Origin of the sequence: Amycolatopsis viridis, assembly GCF_011758765.1 — a bacterium.
Lineage (GTDB): Bacteria > Actinomycetota > Actinomycetes > Mycobacteriales > Pseudonocardiaceae > Amycolatopsis_E > Amycolatopsis_E viridis.
This window is the reverse complement of sequence record NZ_JAANOU010000001.1, coordinates 2,316,692-2,336,519: the sequence shown is the minus strand read 5'-3', so window position 1 is coordinate 2,336,519 and position 19,828 is coordinate 2,316,692. Positions and strand designations below refer to the sequence as shown.

Below are 19,828 nucleotides of genomic sequence, written 5' to 3'. Positions count from 1 at the left end.
GATCGTCCATTGTGGCCATGCCGCGCCGGCAACCGTCACGCTGCGCGCCCCGGTGCCCACCGCGGGTGCGCCCACCGACGAGCGGGACAATCGGAGTCATGAGGTGTCCTTGCGGCCTGGGTGAGACGTACGAGAACTGCTGCGCGCCGCTGCACCGCGGCGAGTCCGCGGCGCCGACGGCCGAGCGGCTGATGCGCTCCCGGTTCAGCGCGTTCGCCGTCGGTGACGAGTCGTACCTGCTGGCCAGCTGGCATCCGGACACCCGCCCGGCGGCGATCGGCCTCGACCCGCGGCAACGCTGGACCCGGCTGGAAGTACTCGCCACGACCGGCGGCAGCCCGTTCCACACCAGCGGCACCGTCGAGTTCCGCGCCCACTACCGCGACGCCGCGGGAGCCGGAACGCTGCACGAGGACAGCGAGTTCACCAGGGTGGACGGCCGCTGGGTGTACCGGGGCCCGCGGCGGGTAGCCCGCGGGGCATGACCGAGTTCGAACGCGAACGCGCGATGCCCGCCCCGGCGGAACGGGTGTTCACCGTGGCCGCCGATGTGAACCGGCTCGGGGAGTGGCTGCCGGGTGTGATCACCGTGCACCCGGGCGAGCCGCAAGGGGTGGACGTCGACGTGCACGACCCCGCGGGCGAGTACGAGGCGCCTGGCGTGCTGGGCGCCTCCCGGGAGCAGCTCCGGCTCGAGTGGGGCCGCCGCGGCAGCTCCGACTACAGCGGCTGGCTGCAGGTTTCCTCGGCCGACGGCGGCTCCAGCTACGCGACGCTGCACCTGTCCTTCCACGGCGACCAGCCGGCCAACCACGGCGGCGACGCGGCACGCGACGTCGAACGCCGGCTCGACGAGTCCCTGGAGCGCCTGGCAAAGCTGGTCTCGGCCGGTTAACCCGCGGCGTCCGCGCGGGCGGTGGCGATGGCCTCGCGGGTCATCTCGACCGCGACGGCGGCCGCCCGGCCGGGGAAGCCGCTCGCGTAGAGGCCGTCGATGATCAGCCAGATCCGGTCCGCCAGGCCCACCGGATCGGGCACGCCGGTCTCCCCCGCCAGCCGTCCGACCAGCTCCCGCGTCCGGTCCAGGTACTCTCGCGCGATCCGCACCGCGGGGTCGTCACCGCCGGGGAACTCCGTGAGCAGGTTGCGGAACGGGCACCCGCGGAAGTCCGGCCGCCGCAGCCGGGCCGCGATCTCGGCGACCAGGGCCACCAGCCGCTCGGCCGGATCACTGCCCGCCGCACGCAGCGCCTGCTCCTCCGCGCGGTCCCGCCACTCCCGGAACCGGCCGAGATAGGCGGCGACCAGGTCGGTCTTGCTCGGGAAGTGGGCGTACAGCAGGTTCTTGCCGCAGCCGACCTCGCCGATGATCCGGCTCATCCCGACCGCGCGCACCCCCTCGGTGTAGAACAGCGCGCCCGCGACGTCGAGGATCCGGTCGCGGGTGTCCGGAGCTGCCGTGCGTGCCATGTGCCGAGCATAACGGACCGATCGGTCCGTGCACCGTTGACAGCGCGGTGATCAGCGGAGCATGCTCGGACCGATCAGTCCGGACCGATCGGTCCGTTTCGGGAGGAGCACCCCATGAGGGACGCCGTCATCGTCGAGGCCGTCCGCACCCCCGTCGGGAAGGGCAAACCGAACGGCGCCTACGCCACGGTTCACCCCGTCGAGCTGCACGCCCACGTCCTGCGCAGCGCCGTGGAACGCGTGCCGGGCCTCGACCCCGGCGAGATCGACGACGTGATCGGCGGCGCCGTCGGCCAGGTCGGCGAACAGAGCGGCAACACCACCCGGTTCGCAGCGCTCGCCGCCGGGTTCCCGGAATCGGTCGCCGGCGTCACCGTCGACCGGCAGTGCGGCAGCAGCCAGCAGGCGCTGAGCTTCGCCGCGCAGGGCATCGTCGCCGGCGCCTACGACATCGTCCTCGCCTCCGGGGTGGAGTCGATGAGCCACGTGCCGATCGGCAGTTCGGCCGACGTCGGCGGCGTTCGCGCCGACGTGACCGGCCCGTCGGTGGCCCCTCGCTACCCCGGCGGGCTCATCCCGCAGGGGGTGAGCGCCGAGCTGATCGCGCGGAAGTGGAACCTGTCCCGCACCCAGCTCGACGAGTTCGCGATGACCAGCCACCAGCGGGCAGCCGCCGCGTGGCGCGACGGGCACTTCGCCAGCCAGGTGGCGCCGCTGAAGGTGACCGCCGCCGACGGCTCCGTCAGCCAGCTCGACGTGGACGAGACGATCCGGCCGGGCACCAGCCTCGAGGTGCTCGCCGGGCTGCGGCCGGCGTTCGCGCACGACCACTGGACCGCGCGGTTCGTCGACATCGACTGGAAGGTGACCGCGGGCAACTCCAGCCCGGTCAACGACGGCGCCGCCGCGCTCGTGCTCACCACCAGCGAGATCGCCCGGCAGCGGGGCTGGCGCCCGCGGGCGCGCATCCACACGGCAACGGTGACCGGCGACGACCCGGTGTACATGCTGACCGGGATCATCCCGGCCACCGCCAAGGTCCTCGCCCGCGCCGGACTGTCCATTCCCGACATCGACGCCTTCGAGGTCAACGAGGCGTTCTCCTCGGTCGTGCTCGCCTGGCTCGCCGAGACCGGCGCCGACCCGGCGAAGGTCAACGTGGACGGCGGCGCGATCGCGATCGGCCACCCGCTCGGCGCGAGCGGCGCGCGGCTGGCCACCACCCTGCTCGGAGTCCTCGAACGCACCGGCGGCCGTTTCGGGCTGCAGACCATGTGCGAGGCCGGCGGCACGGCCAACGCCACCATCATCGAACGGATCTGACCTGGCCTCGCGAGTTCGGCGGCACTCGTAACCGGCGCAGGCCGCGGCGTGCGCCGCGCTCACCACGGCGCTGCCTGGCCACGGCGCGACGACCGGCTACGCCGCGGTGCGCGATCCACCGACCGTCAGCGGCTCGCGGCCGACCCCGGTGGACGTGACCGGCCCGGCGTCCGTCGCGGTGGCGGGCGCCGCCACGCGGGTCGTGAACAACGCCGGGCAGCACCGGCTCACTGCCTTGGACGGTGACCGGTGGCGGCTGCGCTACCGCAGCGTGGACTGCTCGGCCGGCCCGTTGCCGGAACCGGCCAACCGGCCGCGCAAACACCGCGGCCGGCGCGGCAAACACGCCGACCCGAGCGGCAAACACGCCGACCCGAGCGGCAAACACGCCGACCCGAGCGGCAAACACGGCGGCCGGAGTGGCGAACACGCCATGGGGTGGTCAGGTGTCACTCATCCGCCGTGGTGCACCGCCTCCACGTTGTGGCCGTCCGGGTCGCGGAGGAACACCGCGTAGTAGCCCGGGTGGTACTCGGGCCACTCGCGCGGTTCGTGCAGCACCTCGACGCCCGCCTCGACGGCGGCGGCGTGCACGGCGTCCACCGCCGCCCGGTCCGGCGCCCGGAAGGCGACGTGCAGCTCCCGGGTCTCGTCGCCGCGGGCGGGGCCGAACCAGAAGGCGGCCTGCCCGTCCGGACCGGACATGCCCACCACGACCCCCTCCCCCACCGGGAAACGCACGGCCTCGGTCAGCCCGATCGGCGCGAACACACGTTGGTACAGCGCGGCGGACGCCTCGACGTCGGCCACTTGAACTCCCAGGTGATCCAGCATGGGCGCAGGTTAACCGGCACCACCGACACTTTCCGGTCCCAGCGCGCACAATGGGTGGGGTAAGCCGTGGGAAGGGGATGCCGTGCCCGACGAGACCGCCATGCCCGACGAGTCCGTACCCGAGGGCGACTACACCGAATCGGGCGTGCCGAGCTTCGACTTCGTGCGCGACCGCATCGAGAACCGCTACACGACGGCCCTCGGTTCGACCGAGCTCGCCGGGGAGACGCCGGAAGCCGCCTCGTTCGAGGAGAAACTGGCCGACCGGGACCGCGCCGCGCAGGACAAGCTCGCGGAGATCCGGCGTTCCCTGCATGGTGACGAATAGCGGGGCCGTGCGGGGCCGCGGCCTCAGCGCTCCGGCTTGCGCCACACCGAGATGTGCTTCCCGCTGTCGCCGGTGAACGGCTCGCGCGTCCAGCTCGCCCAGCGCTCCTGCAGCCGCAGGCCGGCCAGCTGGGCCATCAGGTCGAGCTCGGCGGGCCACACGTACCGGAACGGGATCGACCGGAACCGGCCGCGCCCGCCGGTCACCTCCACGTAGTTGGAGCTCATCGCCTGCGTGGCCACGTCGTACACGTCGTAGGCCCAGCTCGTGGTGCCGACGTGGAACGGCACGACCGTCTGGCCGGGCGGCAGCTGCCGCAGCGCGGGGACCACCACCTCGATCACGAAGCTTCCGCCGGGCACCAGGTGCGCGGCCGCGTTGCGGAAGCACGCGACCTGCCCGGCCTGGCTGGTCAGGTTCATGATCGTGTTGAACACCAGGTACACCACGGAGAACGTGCCGTCCACCGTCGTCGTCGCGAAGTCGCCGATCGTCACGCCGATCCCGTCGCCGCCGGGTTTGGCGCGCAGCCGCGCGACCATCGCGCGCGAGAGGTCGATGCCGTGCACCGGTACACCGCGCGCCGCGAGCGGCAGCGCGATCCGGCCGGTCCCGATGCCCAGTTCCAGTGCCGCGCCGTCCCCGGCCAGCCGGGTCAGGAACGCGACGGCCGGTTCCACCACGCCGGGCGCGAACTCGGCCGCCGTCGACTCGTCGTAGGTCCCGGCGACGTCCTCGCCGAAGTAGCCGTCGTCCACGGCCGGACCGTAGCGCGACGCCGGGATGCGGTGCGCCTCATTTTCCGCCGAGGAACTCGTCGAGCGCCTTCGCCGTCGCCTCCGCCGGGATGCCGTGCCCGGCGCCGCCCGGCACCTCCGCGTAGGTGGCCCGGGCGAGGTGGTCCGGGAGCGCCTGCGCGGCCTCGCGCAGCCCGGGCCAGGTGTCGCTGCCGCTGAGGACGAGGACGTCGAGGTCCAGGGCGCGCATGGCGGGCGTCGGCAGGTTGGGTGCGGCGGTGAGCGTCGCGTCGTAGACGACGGTCTGCGCGACCGCCTCCAGCTGCGGCCACAGCGGTGAGCGGCGGACCTGCTCGACCACCTCGCGCGGCAGCCCGATGCCCTCGATCTGCATCGTCGCCACCGCGTCCCCGCGCCGGCCCTCGTCCACGAGCGCGGCGAGCTTGCCGGACAGGTCCTTGGCGGAGCCCGCCAGCCCGCCGAGCGCGAACGGTGGCTCGTACAGCGCGATCCGCGTGATCGCCGATCCGCTCACGGCGGCGTGCAGGGCGAGGATGCCGCCGGAGGAGAATCCGAACACCGCGGCCGGCCCGCCCTCGGCGGCGATCACCGCGTCCAGGTCCTCGACCTCGCGCTCGATCCGGTAGTCCGCGGCCACGCGGAGGGCGTCCCCGCTGTCCCCGCGCCCGCGCCGGTCGACGCACACGACCGTGTACCGGTCCCGCAACGCCTCCGCCACCGGCGCGCACGCCGTCCGGTCGTTGAACGCACCGCCGAGGAACACCACGAGGGGCCCGCTGCCCTCCCGTTCGTAGGCGATCGTCGTCCCGTCCGCGGACGTCGCCGAGTGCACTGTTCCCATGCCGGCCTCCTCTGCCGTGAGTGGTGTCGGTGTGCCGACGAACGGGCGGCCGGCCGGAGGACATCCCGCACGGCGCCGGGCTCAGCGCACGGTCATCCGCACGCCGTCGGCCAGCCGGTAGGGGCGGGTGTCCACCAGCGCGCCCAGCAGCCGCCGCAGGCGGGACACCTCGGCGCGCACCGTGACGACGTGCTCGGCGTCGCCGTACAGCGCGCGGCTCAGCGCCTCCGCCGACAGCCCGGCCGGTCCGGCGCGGTGCAGCAGCGCGAGGATCTCGGCGTGGCGGCGGGTCACCGTGCGGCGCCAGCCGGTGTCGCCGCCCTGCAGGACGAGCAGTGGCGTGCGGGTCAGGTCGAGCTCCAGCGACACCCGGCGGTCCGGGCCGGCGGGCCGGATCAGCCAGCCGTCGGCCAGCCGCTCCGGCAGGCACGCGCCCAGCCCGGGCACCGCGATCGGCTCGCCCGGGGCGGGGGCGGTGATGCGGTCGCGCACGGAGACGCCGCTGGCGGCCGCCACCCAGCCGTCGTCGTCGACCAGCAGCGCGGGACCGGTGGCCAGCAGCGGTTCGCCCAGCCGGCGCAGCCGGTCCAGCCGCCGCTGGTGGCCGTGCCGGATCTGCGACTCGGCGAGCCGGCGCCCGGTTTCCACCAGCGCCCCGATCGCCGGGTGCAGCGTCAGCGCCGGGCCGCTCACGTCGATCACACCGGCCAGCTCGCCGGTGCGCGGGTCGTGCACCGGGGAAGCCGTGCAGTACCAGGGGTGCTGGTCCTGCTCGAAGTGCTCACCGGCGAGCAGTTCGACCGGCGCCGCCTCGGCCAGGGCGGTGCCGATCGCGTTCGTGCCGACCCGCTCCTCCGTCCATTCGGCGCCCTCGAAGAACCCGAGGTCGTCGGCTCGGCGGCGCACCGCCGGGGTGCCCTCGCGCCACAGGATCACGCCGTCGGCGTCGGTGACGACCAGCAGCACGTGCGGCATCGCGCCGAGCACCTGCTTGAGATCGCCGACCGCGTCCCGCAACGGGGAGTTCTCCCGCCGCCGGGCCAGCTCGTCCTCGCCCAGCCAGTCGCGGGCGTTGAGCCCGTCCGCCTTCAGCCCGAGCCCGAGCACCCGCTCCCAGGACCGGAACACCACGTCGCGGGGCCGCAGCGGCGGGCGGCCACCGGCGATGACCGCGTCGTGCATGCGGATCAGATCGCGGGCGTAGGCGGGCAGGCTGCAGCCGGGCGGGACTGCGCCGGGCACGCTCACGGGCCACCTCCGCACCAGTGCGTCGACGATCGAGCATAAGTGCCCCGGCACGCGCCGCCAAGGCGTGCAATTCGCTGCAACCGTTGCCACCCGCGCGGGCGGCGGGTGTGATCGGTGTTACATCCCCAACGGCGAGGACGAGGAGTGGCGATGACTCAGACGATCGGCCGGGAGGCGCCGGCCCGTTCGCCGCAGGCGCGCGTCGACGCCTGGCTGGCGCGGTTCGAGGCCGCGCTGGCGGCACGCGACGTCGCAGCGGCGGCCGGGATGTTCGCGGTGAGCAGTTTCTGGCGCGACCTGGTGGCCTTCACCTGGAACATCAAGACGGTGGAGGGCCGCGAAGGCGTCGCCGGCCTGCTGTCGGCCTGCCTGGACAGCGCCGATCCGTCGGGTTTCCGCACCACCGAGACGCCCACCGAGGCCGACGGGGTCACCGAGGCGTGGCTGGAGTTCGAGACCGCGACCGGGCGCGGCAAGGGCCACCTGCGTCTCACGGACGAGGGCGCCTGGACGTTCCTGACCAGCCTGCGCGAGCTCAAGGGCTTCGAGGAACCGCAGCGCGAACGTCGCTCGAAAGGGGTACGCCACGGCATTGTCCGGGGACGCCGGTCGTGGGCCGAGGAACGCGAGCTGGAGAAGAAGGAACTCGGCTACGAACGCCAGCCGTACGTGGTGGTGATCGGCGGCGGGCAGGGCGGCATCGCGCTCGGTGCGCGGCTGCGGCAGCTGGGGGTGCCCGCGCTGGTGCTGGACCGCCACGACCGTCCCGGCGACCAGTGGCGCAAGCGGTACAAGAGCCTGTGCCTGCACGACCCGGTCTGGTACGACCACCTGCCGTACCTGCCGTTCCCGGAGAACTGGCCGGTGTTCGCGCCGAAGGACAAGATCGCCGACTGGCTGGAGATGTACACCCGGGTGATGGACGTGCCGTACTGGACCCGGTCGGAGGTCCGCTCGGCGTCCCACGACGAGCACACCGGGCGGTGGACCGTCACCGTCGACCGGGACGGCGACACCGTGGTCCTGACACCGGAACAGCTCGTGTTCGCCACGGGCATGTCGGGCAAGCCGAACATCCCCGCGTTCCCCGGCATGGACGTCTTCGAAGGCGATCAGCACCACTCCTCGCAGCACCCCGGGCCCGATGCCTACGCGGGCCGCAAGGCCGTGGTGATCGGCTCGAACAACTCGGCGCACGACATCTGCGCGGCACTGTGGGAGCACGGCGCGGACGTGACGATGGTGCAGCGGTCCTCGACGCACGTGGTGAAGTCGGATTCGCTGATGGAGATCGGTCTGGGCGACCTGTACTCCGAGCGCGCGGTGGCCGCCGGGATGAGCACCGACAAGGCGGACATGGTGTTCGCGTCGCTGCCCTACCGGATCATGCACGAGTTCCAGATCCCGGTGTACGAGAAGATCAAGCAGCGGGACGCGGACTTCTACGAGCGCCTGGAGCGGGCCGGGTTCCGGCACGACTGGGGTGACGACGGGTCCGGCCTGTTCATGAAGTACCTGCGGCGCGGCTCCGGCTACTACATCGACGTCGGCGCCTCCGAACTCGTCGCCGACGGCAAGATCAAGCTGGTGCAGGGCCAGGTCGACCACCTGACCCGGGACGCCGTGGTGCTGGCGGACGGCACCGAGCTGACGGCGGACCTGGTGGTGTACGCGACGGGGTACGGGTCGATGAACGGGTGGGTCGCCGATCTCGCCGGCCAGGAAATGGCCGACCGGGTCGGCAAGGTCTGGGGGCTGGGCTCGGGGACCACGAAGGACCCCGGGCCGTGGGAGGGCGAGCAGCGGAACATGTGGAAACCGACCCAGCAGCCGGGGTTGTGGTTCCACGGCGGGAACCTGCACCAGTCGCGGCACTACTCGCTGTACCTGGCGCTGCAATTGAAGGCGCGCTACGAGGGGATCCCGACGCCGGTGTACGGGCTGCAGGAGGTGCACCACCTGTCCTGACCCGTGGGTGCGGGCCCGGCCGCCGTCCGGGGTGGCCGGGCCGGCGCGCGTCAGAACGCGTTCACCCCGGTCAGCTCCGCCGACAGCGCCCACAACCGCTCCGCCTGCTCCGGGTCGGTGGCCCAGTCGCGCACGCCCTGGAACAAGCCGGGCCGCCCGGGCCCGGACGGCACGGGCTCGCCGGAGGCCGGCTCGGCGATGTCGCAGTCTTCGCAGTACACCCCGCCCATCCCGGCGAGCTGCGGGGCCGTCGCGGCCCAGACCTGCGTGGCCGCGCCCTGCCCGGGTGTCATGAACCCGTCACCGGCCGGGTTGCCGTGCTCGTCGACCCAGCCGTTGGCGATCTGCTCCGCGAGCGGGATGTGCCGCTGCAGCGGGGTCAGGATGCTGCCCGGGTGCACGGAGAACGCCTGCACCCCGGACGGTTCCGCCAGCTCGTCCAGGCGCACCGCGAACAACGCGTTGGCGGTCTTGGCCTGCCCGTAGGCCTGCCACTTGTCGTAGCCGCGACCGAACCACAGGTCGTCCCAGCGGATGCCGGAGAAGTGGTGCCCGCGCGAGGACACCGAGACCACCCGCGCGCCGGGGGCGATCGCCGGCCACAGGCGGTTCACCAGCGCGAAGTGCCCGAGGTGGTTGGTGGCGAACTGCGCCTCCCAGCCGGGGCCGACGCGGGTTTCCGGGCAGGCCATGATCGCGGCGCTGCCGATCAGGATGTCGATGCGCCGCCCGGAGGACAGGAACCGCTCGGCGAACGCCCGGACGCTGCCGAGGTCCCCGAGGTCCAGCTCGTCCACCTCGGCGGAGGCCGCCGAGCGCCGCTCGGGCCGCGTCCGGCCGGCGGCCCGGGACGACGACGTGCGCCCCCGCGTTCGCCAGTGCACGGGTGGTTTCCAGGCCGAGGCCGGAGTAGCCGCCCGTGACGACCGCCAGCCTGCCGGTCAGGTCGATGCCCCGCAGGACCTCGGCTGCGGTGGTGGTCGCGCCGAAACCGGTCAACTCACGATTTCTCCATCAGATGCTTGACTGAATCTACAGTGCGCGCTACACATATGACATCAGCGGTGTGGACGCGGAGCTTCCACGGGAGTGAGTCGCGATGCCGGACACGGTGCTGGACGAGCTCGAGTTCGCCGACCTGGTGTGCGCGGACCCGGACTTGCTGCACGAGGAGTTCGCCGCGATCATCGACGCCAGTTTCGGCGACGGCGCCGAGCCCGCGGACGAGCGCCCGCGCCGCCCACCGTGCCCACTCCCCCCGCCGGCCGGCCGCCCACGCGGCCGGGCGCGGGTGCAGCTGTGGCGGCATCAGCGCTCACCTCCGGGAGCGCGATGACCCTGGCGATCGAGGAAAGGAGGGACACCGCGCACGACATTTCCCTGACACATCCGCGATCTCTTCCTGGCCCCGCCGCGGCCCGCGGCGGGGCATTTCACTGCCGGGCCACCGGCACCGCGCGCGGCGCGGCGTCGCGCTGCCCCTGGACCGCCGCCACGAACTGCGCCGCCAGCCACGCCGGATCGCCCGCGCCGAACACGTGGAAGTCGGGCCGCACCAGGACCGCGGGAGCGTCCAGTTCGGACAGCCAGCGGGTGTAGGTGCCGTCCACATCGGCCACCTCGTCCAGCGCGACCGGGGAAATGCCCAGCGCCGTCAGGTCCGGCCCGGCCAGCGCGCGCGAGTCGCGGGCGATCAGGGCGCCGGGCCCGCCGAAGACGTCGTCGAACCGGCCGGTCACCCCGCCGGCCGACACCCGGCCCTGCACGGCCAGGCGCCCACCCGCCGCACCGGCGTGCACGCCCGGGCCGAGCCCCGGTCGCGGCGGCGCCGGCGGCTTCCCGCCCGCGGCCCGCTCGGCGATCAGCCTGCGGTCCCGTTCCGCGGCCTCGGCCGGGTCGGTGATGCAGATGACCTTGCCCAGCTCCACCGAGAACCGCACGAACGCCTGCACGTGGTGCGACCGTTCACTGCCGTAGGTGTCCAGCAGCTCCGGCCGGGCGAGCCCGCGCAGCACCAGATCCAGTTTCCAGCTCAGGTTCATCACGTCCCGCACGCCCGCGCCGAGCCCCTGCCCGGCGAACGGCGGCATCAGGTGCGCGGCGTCGCCCGCGAGCAGCACCCGGCCTGCGCGCCACTGCCGCGCCCAGCCCGCCTGGAACGTGTACGTGGAATGCCGTTCCAGTTCGGCGTTGTCCGGGGTGACGCCGTGCGGCGCGAGCAGCTCCCAGGCCTTCGCCGTACGGTCGAGGTCCGCCGTGGACTCGTGCGGCAGCCGCATGAATTCCCAGCGCCGCCGTCCCGGACCGCCCGGCACCATGGTGGCGGGCCGCTGCACGTCGCAGGACTGGCCGGCGATGTGCGGGAAGACCAGTTCCGGCCCGGGTTTGACGTCGACCACCAGCCAGTCGTGGAAGTAGCCCTCGTCGTGCCAGCCGGCACCGGCCCACTGCCGGACGCGGCTGTTCGCGCCGTCGGCGCCGACGATCCAGGACGCGGCCAGGGTCGTCCGCTCGGAGCCCCGCCGGGCCGTCACCGTCCCCGCCGCGGCGTCGAGGCCGGTCGCCTCCCACCCGCGCAGCACCCGCACCGACGGCAGGCCGCGGGCGATCGCGTCGAGCCGCGCCTCCAGCGCGGGCTGGCTGAAGAAGTACGTGTTGTACCAGCCGGATTCGCCGCGCCCGCTCCAGTCCACCTCGACCAGCGTCTCGCCGTCGCCGTTGCGCCACACGTACAGGTCGTCGTAGGGCTCGGTGATGTCCGGGATCGCCGACGGGGGCAGCCCCACCGACTGCAGGATGCGGGCGACGTCCGAGCAGTGGGTCACGGCGCGGGGCAACGGGTAGTCGGCCTCGTTGCGGTCGAGGACCACCACCCGGTGCCCGCGCCGGCCCAGCTGGATCGCCAGGAGCTTGCCCACCGGCCCGTACCCGACGACTGCGACGTCGAAGTCCACGACGACCTCCCGGTCCTGGTTTGCCTGACCGGGGGAAGATAGGCGCGGGCAGCGGTCAGGCGGCCCCCTGCTGTCCCGGTTCCCGGGACAGCAGCCGGTGCCCGGGCCCCACGATCGGGTTGCGCAGGACACCGAGCCGGTCCACCTCGACCTCGACCACGTCACCCGGCTGGAGCAGCCACTGCGGGGTGCGGGCGTACCCGACCCCGGCGGGCGTGCCGGTGGCGAGCAGGTCGCCGGGCCGGAGGGTGAACGTGCGCGAGATGTGCGCCAGCGTCTCGCCGACGGGGTAGACCATGTCGGTGGTGTTGCCGTCCTGCACGATCTCGCCGTTGACGCGGGTGCGGACCCGCAGGCCGTCGCGCAGGTCGCCGACCTCGGCGGCGGGGACCATCGGGCCGAGCGGACCGGAGGAGTCGGCGTTCTTGCCGAGGATCCACTGCGAGGTCAGCTTCTGCGCGCGGCGGGCGGTGACGTCGTTGAACGTCGAGTACCCGACCACGGCGGCGAGCGCGGTCTCCGGGTCGGCGTCGGCCAGCGAGCGGCCCACCCACGCCACGATCTCGCCCTCCCAGTCCAGGCCCTCCTCGTCGCGCGGCACCGGGATCGGCGCGCCGCCCACCGTCAGCGACTGCGTCCAGCGCGCGAACAGCGTCGGGTGCTCGGGCAGCCCGGCGTCGCGGTAGGAGCCCTCCTCGGCGTGCTCGCGGTAGTTCAGCCCGATGCAGATCACCCGCGCCCCGGGCAGCACCGGCGGCACCAGCCGCGGTTTCGGCACCCGCTCCCCGGCCGGTGGCCGGGCCAGCCAGCCCGCCGGAGCGGCCCAGAACTCCTCGAGCCCGGCGATCAGGGTCACCGACCCGTCCCCGGCGAGGCTGCCCACGGTGATTCCGCCGCCGTCCGCCACTCCCACGATCCGCATCCACTGCTCCTTCGCGCCAAAAGCTCCTAAAGGTTAGAACTTTTATGCTTGAATAGCACTATGACGAAGCTGACGGGCCTGTCCACCGGCGGGCGCACCCGCGCCGAACAGCTCGCCGCCCTGCTCGAGGAGCGCATCCGCACCCTCGCACCGGGCGAGCCGGTCGGCACCATCGAGGACATCCGCCGGGAGTCCGGGCTGGCCAGGGCGACCGTGAGCGAGGCCATCCGGCTGCTGCGCGACCGCGGTGTGCTCGCGATCAAGCCCGGCCGCGGCGGCGGTCTGTTCGCCGCCGAGGCCGGCCCGGTGGTGCGGATGCGGCGCACCCTGCTCGCGGTGCGCGAGGAACCGTCCGCGGTCGCGGACGCGATCGAGCTGCGCAACCACCTGGAGGAGCTGATCGACGTCGGCGCCGCGCGCTGCCGCACCGCCGCGGACGTCCCGCGCCTGCGGTCCCGGCTGGACGCGATGGCCGCCGCCGGGTCCTGGGGCGAGTTCGTGCGGGCGAACTGGGCGCTGCACGAGGAGATCGCGGCGCTGTGCCCGAACGCGATGGCCCGCGCGGTCTACCTGGGCACGCTCGGGCACCTGTCCACCACCGAACCGAACCTGTCCGGCCCCGCCGACGGGTCCTACCGCGCCCGCCGCTTGCAGGTCCACGCCGACCTGGTCGACGCCATCGCCGCCGGCGACGAGGCGGCCGTGCGCGCCGCCGTCGCCCGGCACCACACCACCGACTGAGGAGCCGCCGATGTCTCCCGCTGAATTCCGCCGCTACCTGTTCCCGCCGGACTCCCCGCGCATCACGAGCATCAAGGGCATGGACGCCTACGCCTACGCCGAGGCCGCGAAGACCGGCCCGTTCACCGGCGGCCTGATCCGCGGCTGGCGGCCGCTGCAACTACAGCAGTTCCGCGGTGTCACCGAGGACGGCACCCTGCACCCCGGGGTCCACGCGTTCGAGCCGGCCCCGCCGGGCGAAGAGGCGCCCGTCGAGGCGATGATCGCCGCCGCCCGCACCCTGGTGTCGGCCCTGGACGAGGAGGGCCGCGGCAAACTGCGGTACGCGGTGGACGCGGTCGAGTGGCAGACCTGGGCCAACCCGGAATTCCTGCAGTTCGACACCGGCGTCCGGCTGGAATTCCAGCCGCCGGAGGTGCAGCGGGCCGCGCTGGAGCTGGTGCGGGCCTCGCTGTCACCCGAAGGCTTCCAGCTGGTGCGCGACGTGATGCGGATCAACGGGTTCCTCGGCGAGGTCGTCGGCCTGGCGAGCATCCTCAACGAGTTCAGCTACCACATCGCCCTCTACGGCGAGCCGCACCCGGTGCGGCCGTGGGGCTGGCAGCTGTTCGGGCACCACTGCGCGGTCAACTGCCTGGTCGTGGCGGGACGGATGGTGGTCAGCCCGGTGTTCCTCGGTGCCGAGCCGAACGAGATCGACGAGGGCCCGCACGCGGGCACCACCGCCTGCACCGACCGGATCCGCCTGGGCACCGAGCTGATGGCGGCGCTGCCGGCGGACCAGCGGCGCGCGGCCGTGGTGTACGAGCAGATGGTGGATCCGGCGATGCCGCCCGGCCGGGTGCACCCGGGCGACGAGCGGCACCTCGCCGGCGCCTTCCAGGACAACCGGGTCATCCCGGCCGAGGGCGTCCGGGTCGCCGCGATGCCGCCCGCGGCGCGGGAGACCGCGCTGGCGATCGTCGGGTCGTTCGTGTCGCTGCTGCCCGCCGGGCCGCGCGCCGCCCGGATGCGCGAGGTGCGCGAGCACCTGGACCGGATGTGGTTCTGCTGGATCGGCGGGTACCAGCCGGGGGACGTGTTCTACTACCGCATCCAGTCCCCGGTGGTGATCGCCGAGCTGGACCACCACTGCGGCGTGTTCCTCGACTACGACACGCCCAAACCGTTCCACATCCACACCGTGCTGCGCACCCCGCACGGCAACGACTACGGGCGCGCGTACGTCCGTGCCTGGCAGGACCGGAACGGGTGAGCGCGACGGCCCGGCGCCGCACCGGCACGACGTGGGCAGCCTGATCGTGCAGGCGCGCGGTCGCGGACCGTGGTCGGCTCACTACACTCGCCGGGTGCTCCACCCCGATCCCGGACTCACCACCCTGGGCGAAGACGCGCTGCCCGACGCCGAGGGTGGGTGGCGCATCCGCTCGCTGACCGCGACCCGGACCCGCTGAGATGGCCGATCTCGCGCGGGTCACGCTGGTGCTGGACACCCTCGCGGAAAGCCGGCACGGGCTGACCGTCACCGAGCTGGCGGTCCGCACCGGGCTGCCGCGGTCCACGGTGCACCGGGTGCTGCAGTGCCTGGAACGCGAGCTGTACGTGGTGCGCGCGCACGAGCCGGACCAGTCCGGGTACGTGCTCGGGCCGGCGCTGCTGAAGTTCGGCATGAACAGCCACCTGCGGCTGCTCGCCGCGACCCGGCCCGACCTGGTCGCGCTCGCCCGCGAGCTGCACGAGCGGGTCGAGCTCGCCGTGTTCAGCGGGCGCGAGGTCGTGGTGGTCGACCAGATCGCCGCTCCGGCGCGGCTGCGTGGCGTCACCCAGGTCGGCAAGAGCTTCTCGCTGCACGCCAGCTGCATCGGCAAGGCGCTGCTGGCCCGGCTGCCGGACGCGCGGGTGACGGAGCTGCTGCCGCCGCGCCTGGACCGGTTCACCCCGGCGACGATCACCGACCGGGACGTCCTGCTCACCGAACTGGTGGCCGTGCGCCGGACCGGCGTGGCAGTGGACCTGGAGGAACACGATCAGGGGATTTCCGCGGTGGCCACCACCCGCCCCGGCCCGGGCGGGACGTGGCAGGCGGTCGCGGTGGTGATGCCGAGCCACGCGTTCGCCGCGAAGTTCGCGGCCGTGGTGCGGGGGTTGCAGCGGGTGAACGCGGAGATCGACGTGGCCGCGGCCCTGGACCTGCGCCGGGCGTGCCTGCTGTCCCGGGAACCGGGACGGACCGGTTCTGCGGGACCGGCCACCCCCGCACCCTGAGACCGCCACCACCCGCCGGAGGGACACCAATGGAGCTGGCCAACCCGCCCCGCACCGGGGCGCCCGCGGCACCACGGCACGTCGTCGTCGCCGTCTGCATGATCGTCACCGTCATCGAGGGGTACAACCTCATCGTCTACGGCTCGGTGGTGCCGCTGCTGCTGGCCGACCCCTCCCTGGGCCTCACCGCCGACCAGACCGGGCTGATCGGCGGCGTCGTCTACCTCGGCGCGGTACTGGGCGCGCTGCTGGCCCCCGTGCTCGCCGACCGCACCAGCGCCAAGAGCACCCTCGCCACCGGCATCGCGGTCTTCGGCCTCGGCGCGCTGGCCTTCGCCGTCGCGACGAACGGCACGCTGCTGGGGTTCGCCCGGCTGCTCAACGGCCTCGGCGTCGGCGCGGCCCTGACCACCGCGATGACCATCGCCCGTGACCAGGCGCCCGCCCGGCGCGCGTCGCTGGTCGTGACCATCACCATGGCCGGGATCCCGCTCGGCGGGGTCGTCGCCGCGCTGCTGGCGATCCCGGTGCTGCCCGCGTTCGGCTGGCGCGCGATGTTCGTCGTCGGTACCGCGCTCAGCGTGCTGATCTTCGCCGTCCTCGCACCGCTGCGGATCCCGGCCGACCCGGCGCGGGCGGCGGCGGAACCGGCGTGGAGCGGCCGCCGCAAGCTCGCCGTCCTGGTCGCCGGGCGCGGCAAGTGGATCACGCTCGCGGTCGCCGGGGCGGTCATCGCGAACATGATCGCCTGGCAGGGGCTCAACGTGTGGGCGGCGCAGGCGATGATCGACCTCGGGTTCTCGCTGCGCGGCGCACTGCTGTTCACGTTCGCGCTGACCGGCGCGGCCGTGCTCGGCTCGTTCGGGACGGCGTGGGCCGCCGACCGCCGCGGCAGCGCGCGGATCGCCGTCGTGACCGGCACGTGCACGATCGCGGGCCTGGCCGGGATGCTCACGCTGCCCACCGGTGCGGTGACCGCCGCGCTGTGCATCGCGCTGATGGGCATCGGCGGTCACTCGACGATGAACCTGGTGCACACCACGACATCCACGGTGTTCCCGGCGCCCGCCCGGGCCGCGGCACTCGGCTGGTCCAACGGAACCTCGTTCGTGGGCGCGTTCTTCGGTCCCACGTTGGGCGGAATCGCGATCGGCACGGGCGGTGCGCGTGCGCTGTTCGCTACGTTCGCCGTCGCCGCCGGAGTGTGCCTGGTCGCGGTGACCGCGCTGTTCCTGTTGTCCCGCAAGGAAGACACTCCCGCTGCGCCGATACCCCGGTGACCCCACGGCAAACCCGCCCCACAAGGGGTCGTCCGGCGGTGTCACGACTCCGCTGCCGAATCCGGGCTCCGTGGGCATGATGGGCGGATGGCACCACCCAGCGACGATCCCGGACTGGCCGCGCCGGCGCGCACGATGACCGTGTCCGCGGAGCACCGCGGTCCGGACGTCGTGCTCACCGCGACCGGCGAGCTCGACCTCGCGACGCTGCCCAAGCTGCGCCGCCTGATCCGGCTCGCGCTGGTGGACCGGCCGCGGCTGCTCGTGCTGGACCTGTCGGAACTGCGGTTCGTCAGCTCCAGCGGGCTGGGCCTGCTGGCCACCACCCACCGCGAGGCCGCCCCGGCCCGGCTGCGCGTGGTGGCCGGGCCGGCCGTGCGCCGCGCCCCGGCGTTCACCGATCTGCGGGAGTTGCTGGACGTCCATCCGTCACTGGACGACGCGCTCAAGGACGCGGATTGACGCGCGTCCAGCGGCGGGCGCACCGGCGTGAAAGCGCCGGGCCGTGCGCGTCGCGCGTCAGCCCACCGCCAGCAACACGTCGGCGGCGGGCGCGTACGCCGCCAGCTCGTCGTGCAGATCCGGCGCCGGGACCACCTCCGGCTCCGGGCTGCCCGCCGGGCCGCCGTCCAGCACGCGCCGCACGTACCGCGCCACCACGCGCGGCGCCGGTAACACCGGGCCGCCCAGGTAGCCGAGCACCAGCAGGTCCTCACCGCAGCGGGCCTCCACCGCCACGGCCCAGCCGTACCGCTCGTCCCACAGCAGGGCCACGTCCCGCTCGGGGAACGCGGGCACGTGCCCGTCGATCGCGAGGTACGCGCTCAGCGGCGCGTCCAGTTGCACGCAGGAACCCTGCCCGCTCAGTCCGAGCAGTTCCTCGATCAGCCCGACGTACCGGCGCAGGCCCCGCGCCGGTTTGCTCTGCGGGTCGAGAACCGGGAACACCTGCATTCACCTCCCGCAAATATCTATAGTTTCGACTATAGATTGAGTCAAGCAGGTGCAACAGATAGAATCGAGACGTGGCTATAGACAAGCTGGAGGACGAGGACTACCCCGCCTGGACCATGGGGCAGGCGGCGGACGCGCTGGACGTGCAGCCGGCGTTCCTGCGCAGCCTCGATGCCGCCGACGTCGTCCAGCCCCACCGCTCGTCCGGCGGCCACCGCCGCTACTCGCGCCGCCAGCTGCGGCTGGCCGCGCGGCTCCGCGAGCTGTTCGACGACGGGATGACCCTCGCCGCGGCGGAGCGGATCGTCCGGCTGGAGGACCAGCTGGCCGAGACGCGCGCCGAGAACGCGGAACTCCGGCGCCGGCTGGGCGAGCCGACCGATCCGACGGAAACCGAACTGGAGGCTTGAGGGATGGCTCTGGAGAACGTCTGGATCCGCACGCTGGGCGACGGGCTGGTCCGGGCCGATCAGGTCGTCGGGATCGCCAACCACCGCACCCCCTCGCTGTCCGGCAAGCCCGGGCGCTGGCTGCTGACGGTGGCGCTGCCGGTCCCGATGGACAACGGGCCGCTGCACCGCACCGTGGTGCAGACCGACCAGGAGGCCCCCGCGGCTCCCGACCGGCTGGCGCGCCTGCTGGCGCAGCTGTCCGCGGTCGAGACGGCGGGCGTCATCACGGCCACGCCGTGCGGCCCGGACCGCAGCGACGTCCGGTTCGAGTTCACCCGCTTCGATGCCGAGCTGCCGCCGGCACCCGCGCCGGCGGCACCGGTGCCGGACGTCGTCGGCGCCCGCTGAACCCGCTGCCGTGGGCGGAGCCCGCCGCCCACGGCGACCACCTTGTGGGAAGCTCGCCGTCCACGCGGGCCGCGCTGCCAGAATCGGGCGCACGGACCCCGGGAGGACGACGTGCCACTGCCCTCGCAGCCCCTGCGCAAGCTGGGCTTCCTCACCATCGGCCTGTTCGACGAGACCGACCCGCGCGCGGGCCACGAGTCCACCCTGGAGGTCATCGAGCTGGGCGAGCAGCTCGGGTTCGACAGCGCCTGGGTACGGCACCGGCACCTGCAGCACGGCATCTCCTCGCCGGTGGCGGTACTCGCCGCCGCCTCGCAGCGCACGCGCCGCATCGCGCTGGGTACCGCCGTCATCCCGATGGGGTGGGAGAACCCGCTGCGCCTGGCCGAGGACCTGGCGACCGTCGACATCCTCTCCGGCGGCCGCCTCAACCCCGGTCTGTCCGCCGGCCCGCCCACCCACTGGGAGGACGTCAAGCACGCCCTCTACCCGGACACCGCCGACGCCGAGGACTTCGGCTACCGGCGGGTGCGCCGCCTGCTCGACGCGGTGCGCGGCGAACCCGTCACCACCTTCCGCGGCACCGAGGGCTTCGAGGTCTACTCCGACCGCGTGCAGCCGCACTCCCCCGGGCTGGCCGGCCGCCTCTGGTACGGCGGCGGCAGCCTCCGCTCGGCGCGGTGGGCGGGTGAGAACGGCCTGAACTTCCTCACCAGCAACGTCGTCAAGGCCGAGGAGCCGGCCGGTTTCGCCGACATCCAGCTGTCCCTCGTCCGGGAGTTCCGCGCGCACCACCCCGACGGCGACCGCGCCCGGGTCTCGCAGGGCCTGGTCGTCATCCCCACCGATTCCGCCACCCCCGCCCAGCGCGCGAAGTACACCGAGTACGCGGCGAAACGCACGCCCCGCACGGCGGCGCCACAGGGCCCGCGGCGCCTGCTGTTCGCACCCGACCTGGTCGGCACGTCCGCCGAGATCGCCGGCCGGCTGCACGCCGATCCCGCCTTCCGCGAGGTCGACGAGGTCGCGTTCGCGCTGCCGTTCACCTTCGAGCACGACGACTACGTGCAGATCCTCACCGACATCGCCACCAAGCTCGGACCCGAACTCGGCCGGCAGCCGGCGTAGCCGGGCAGAGCAGC

General features: G+C 73.5%; 22 protein-coding genes and 1 pseudogene. 14 read left to right on the top strand and 9 right to left on the bottom strand.

Features of this window, described 5'->3' with window-relative positions:
- Positions 1-98 precede the first annotated feature (98 nt).
- Together FHX46_RS11545 and FHX46_RS11540 are read left to right on the top strand one after the other, a co-directional pair.
- A complete protein-coding gene (locus FHX46_RS11545; protein WP_167113196.1) occupies positions 99-485 on the top strand; it encodes a YchJ family protein in 387 nt (128 codons plus the stop codon).
- Positions 482-895 (top strand): SRPBCC family protein, encoded by a 414-nt coding sequence (locus FHX46_RS11540; protein ID WP_167113194.1) that lies wholly within the window; start codon positions 482-484, stop codon positions 893-895. Before FHX46_RS11545 ends, FHX46_RS11540 begins: the two co-directional genes overlap by 4 nt.
- Here the strand turns inward: FHX46_RS11540 and FHX46_RS11535 are convergent.
- Positions 892-1,470 carry a TetR/AcrR family transcriptional regulator gene (locus tag FHX46_RS11535; RefSeq protein WP_167113192.1) on the bottom strand — a complete coding sequence of 193 codons (579 nt, stop codon included), beginning with the start codon at positions 1,468-1,470 and terminating at the stop codon, positions 892-894. The genes FHX46_RS11540 and FHX46_RS11535 overlap by 4 nt on opposite strands.
- Positions 1,471-1,584: 114 nt before the next feature.
- On the opposite strand from FHX46_RS11535, the gene FHX46_RS11530 reads away from it, so the two are divergent.
- The gene (locus FHX46_RS11530) at positions 1,585-2,793 is read left to right on the top strand and encodes a thiolase family protein (protein WP_167113190.1); all 1,209 of its coding nucleotides are present in this window, start codon (positions 1,585-1,587) and stop codon (positions 2,791-2,793) included.
- A 453-nt stretch (positions 2,794-3,246) separates the two neighbouring features.
- Here the strand turns inward: FHX46_RS11530 and FHX46_RS11525 are convergent, their stop codons facing one another.
- Positions 3,247-3,627: a VOC family protein gene (locus tag FHX46_RS11525; RefSeq protein ID WP_167113188.1), complete on the bottom strand. Its 381-nt coding sequence runs from the start codon at positions 3,625-3,627 to the stop codon at positions 3,247-3,249.
- A gap of 82 nt (positions 3,628-3,709) precedes the next feature.
- On the opposite strand from FHX46_RS11525, the gene FHX46_RS11520 reads away from it, so the two are divergent.
- Complete coding sequence (locus FHX46_RS11520) at positions 3,710-3,955, top strand: hypothetical protein (protein WP_313886096.1); 246 nt, start codon at positions 3,710-3,712, stop codon at positions 3,953-3,955.
- Between the two features lie 23 nt (positions 3,956-3,978).
- Here FHX46_RS11520 and FHX46_RS11515 read toward each other — a convergent pair whose 3' ends face one another.
- From FHX46_RS11515 to FHX46_RS11505, 3 genes are all read right to left on the bottom strand, one after another.
- Complete coding sequence (locus FHX46_RS11515) at positions 3,979-4,713, bottom strand: class I SAM-dependent DNA methyltransferase (protein WP_167113187.1); 735 nt, start codon at positions 4,711-4,713, stop codon at positions 3,979-3,981.
- Between the two features lie 37 nt (positions 4,714-4,750).
- Positions 4,751-5,554, bottom strand: coding sequence for an alpha/beta fold hydrolase (locus FHX46_RS11510; RefSeq protein ID WP_167113185.1), 804 nt, complete (start codon positions 5,552-5,554; stop codon positions 4,751-4,753).
- A gap of 81 nt (positions 5,555-5,635) precedes the next feature.
- The gene (locus tag FHX46_RS11505) at positions 5,636-6,802 is read right to left on the bottom strand and encodes a helix-turn-helix domain-containing protein (RefSeq protein WP_167113183.1); all 1,167 of its coding nucleotides are present in this window, start codon (positions 6,800-6,802) and stop codon (positions 5,636-5,638) included.
- 150 nt (positions 6,803-6,952) lie between these two features.
- On the opposite strand from FHX46_RS11505, the gene FHX46_RS11500 reads away from it, so the two are divergent.
- A complete protein-coding gene (locus FHX46_RS11500) occupies positions 6,953-8,770 on the top strand; it encodes a flavin-containing monooxygenase (protein WP_167113181.1) in 1,818 nt (605 codons plus the stop codon).
- 50 nt (positions 8,771-8,820) lie between these two features.
- Here FHX46_RS11500 and FHX46_RS11495 read toward each other — a convergent pair.
- A pseudogene (locus tag FHX46_RS11495) lies at positions 8,821-9,769 on the bottom strand (SDR family NAD(P)-dependent oxidoreductase).
- 100 nt (positions 9,770-9,869) lie between these two features.
- Here FHX46_RS11495 and FHX46_RS11490 point away from each other — a divergent pair.
- A complete protein-coding gene (locus FHX46_RS11490) occupies positions 9,870-10,106 on the top strand; it encodes a hypothetical protein (protein WP_167113179.1) in 237 nt (78 codons plus the stop codon).
- Positions 10,107-10,203: 97 nt separating this feature from the next.
- Here FHX46_RS11490 and mhpA read toward each other — a convergent pair whose 3' ends face one another.
- Both mhpA and FHX46_RS11480 read right to left on the bottom strand, forming a co-directional pair.
- A complete protein-coding gene (gene mhpA, locus FHX46_RS11485) occupies positions 10,204-11,724 on the bottom strand; it encodes a bifunctional 3-(3-hydroxy-phenyl)propionate/3-hydroxycinnamic acid hydroxylase MhpA (RefSeq protein WP_167113177.1) in 1,521 nt (506 codons plus the stop codon).
- A gap of 55 nt (positions 11,725-11,779) precedes the next feature.
- On the bottom strand, positions 11,780-12,646 hold the full coding sequence (locus tag FHX46_RS11480; RefSeq protein WP_167113175.1) for a fumarylacetoacetate hydrolase family protein: 867 nt from the start codon (positions 12,644-12,646) through the stop codon (positions 11,780-11,782).
- 60 nt (positions 12,647-12,706) lie between these two features.
- On the opposite strand from FHX46_RS11480, the gene FHX46_RS11475 reads away from it, so the two are divergent.
- From FHX46_RS11475 to FHX46_RS11455, 5 genes are all read left to right on the top strand, one after another.
- Positions 12,707-13,387 carry a FadR/GntR family transcriptional regulator gene (locus FHX46_RS11475; RefSeq protein WP_167113173.1) on the top strand — a complete coding sequence of 227 codons (681 nt, stop codon included), beginning with the start codon at positions 12,707-12,709 and terminating at the stop codon, positions 13,385-13,387.
- Between the two features lie 10 nt (positions 13,388-13,397).
- Positions 13,398-14,642 carry a DUF3500 domain-containing protein gene (locus FHX46_RS11470; RefSeq protein ID WP_167113171.1) on the top strand — a complete coding sequence of 415 codons (1,245 nt, stop codon included), beginning with the start codon at positions 13,398-13,400 and terminating at the stop codon, positions 14,640-14,642.
- Between the two features lie 200 nt (positions 14,643-14,842).
- Entirely contained in the window at positions 14,843-15,652 is an 810-nt protein-coding gene (locus FHX46_RS11465; RefSeq protein ID WP_167113169.1) for an IclR family transcriptional regulator, read from the top strand.
- A gap of 29 nt (positions 15,653-15,681) precedes the next feature.
- Positions 15,682-16,932: an MFS transporter gene (locus FHX46_RS11460; protein WP_208400112.1), complete on the top strand. Its 1,251-nt coding sequence runs from the start codon at positions 15,682-15,684 to the stop codon at positions 16,930-16,932.
- A gap of 87 nt (positions 16,933-17,019) precedes the next feature.
- Positions 17,020-17,394, top strand: coding sequence for an STAS domain-containing protein (locus tag FHX46_RS11455; RefSeq protein ID WP_243871258.1), 375 nt, complete (start codon positions 17,020-17,022; stop codon positions 17,392-17,394).
- Between the two features lie 57 nt (positions 17,395-17,451).
- Here FHX46_RS11455 and FHX46_RS11450 read toward each other — a convergent pair whose 3' ends face one another.
- Positions 17,452-17,880: a DUF6292 family protein gene (locus tag FHX46_RS11450; RefSeq protein ID WP_313886095.1), complete on the bottom strand. Its 429-nt coding sequence runs from the start codon at positions 17,878-17,880 to the stop codon at positions 17,452-17,454.
- A gap of 122 nt (positions 17,881-18,002) precedes the next feature.
- Here FHX46_RS11450 and FHX46_RS11445 point away from each other — a divergent pair, with 122 nt between their 5' ends.
- The 3 genes from FHX46_RS11445 to FHX46_RS11435 all read left to right on the top strand — a co-directional run bounded on the left by FHX46_RS11445 (position 18,003) and on the right by FHX46_RS11435 (position 19,814).
- Positions 18,003-18,296, top strand: coding sequence for a helix-turn-helix domain-containing protein (locus FHX46_RS11445; RefSeq protein WP_167121395.1), 294 nt, complete (start codon positions 18,003-18,005; stop codon positions 18,294-18,296).
- A 3-nt stretch (positions 18,297-18,299) separates the two neighbouring features.
- Positions 18,300-18,686, top strand: a complete 387-nt coding sequence (locus FHX46_RS11440; protein ID WP_167113165.1) for a hypothetical protein — start codon at positions 18,300-18,302, stop codon at positions 18,684-18,686.
- Between the two features lie 111 nt (positions 18,687-18,797).
- Positions 18,798-19,814, top strand: coding sequence for an LLM class flavin-dependent oxidoreductase (locus tag FHX46_RS11435; RefSeq protein ID WP_167113163.1), 1,017 nt, complete (start codon positions 18,798-18,800; stop codon positions 19,812-19,814).
- The last annotated feature ends 14 nt before the right edge of the window (positions 19,815-19,828 follow it).

Excerpts from the sequence above, each read along its gene's own strand:
- FHX46_RS11545 (WP_167113196.1), top strand. The coding sequence starts at position 99 with ATGAGGTGTCCTTGCGGCCTGGGTGAGACGTACGAGAACTGCTGCGCG.
- FHX46_RS11540 (WP_167113194.1), top strand. The coding sequence starts at position 482 with ATGACCGAGTTCGAACGCGAACGCGCGATGCCCGCCCCGGCGGAACGG.
- FHX46_RS11535 (WP_167113192.1), bottom strand. The coding sequence starts at position 1,470 with ATGGCACGCACGGCAGCTCCGGACACCCGCGACCGGATCCTCGACGTC.
- FHX46_RS11530 (WP_167113190.1), top strand. The coding sequence starts at position 1,585 with ATGAGGGACGCCGTCATCGTCGAGGCCGTCCGCACCCCCGTCGGGAAG.
- FHX46_RS11525 (WP_167113188.1), bottom strand. The coding sequence starts at position 3,627 with ATGCTGGATCACCTGGGAGTTCAAGTGGCCGACGTCGAGGCGTCCGCC.
- FHX46_RS11510 (WP_167113185.1), bottom strand. The coding sequence starts at position 5,554 with ATGGGAACAGTGCACTCGGCGACGTCCGCGGACGGGACGACGATCGCC.
- FHX46_RS11500 (WP_167113181.1), top strand. The coding sequence starts at position 6,953 with ATGACTCAGACGATCGGCCGGGAGGCGCCGGCCCGTTCGCCGCAGGCG.
- FHX46_RS11490 (WP_167113179.1), top strand. The coding sequence starts at position 9,870 with ATGCCGGACACGGTGCTGGACGAGCTCGAGTTCGCCGACCTGGTGTGC.
- FHX46_RS11480 (WP_167113175.1), bottom strand. The coding sequence starts at position 12,646 with ATGCGGATCGTGGGAGTGGCGGACGGCGGCGGAATCACCGTGGGCAGC.
- FHX46_RS11475 (WP_167113173.1), top strand. The coding sequence starts at position 12,707 with ATGACGAAGCTGACGGGCCTGTCCACCGGCGGGCGCACCCGCGCCGAA.
- FHX46_RS11470 (WP_167113171.1), top strand. The coding sequence starts at position 13,398 with ATGTCTCCCGCTGAATTCCGCCGCTACCTGTTCCCGCCGGACTCCCCG.
- FHX46_RS11465 (WP_167113169.1), top strand. The coding sequence starts at position 14,843 with ATGGCCGATCTCGCGCGGGTCACGCTGGTGCTGGACACCCTCGCGGAA.
- FHX46_RS11460 (WP_208400112.1), top strand. The coding sequence starts at position 15,682 with ATGGAGCTGGCCAACCCGCCCCGCACCGGGGCGCCCGCGGCACCACGG.
- FHX46_RS11455 (WP_243871258.1), top strand. The coding sequence starts at position 17,020 with ATGGCACCACCCAGCGACGATCCCGGACTGGCCGCGCCGGCGCGCACG.
- FHX46_RS11445 (WP_167121395.1), top strand. The coding sequence starts at position 18,003 with ATGGGGCAGGCGGCGGACGCGCTGGACGTGCAGCCGGCGTTCCTGCGC.
- FHX46_RS11440 (WP_167113165.1), top strand. The coding sequence starts at position 18,300 with ATGGCTCTGGAGAACGTCTGGATCCGCACGCTGGGCGACGGGCTGGTC.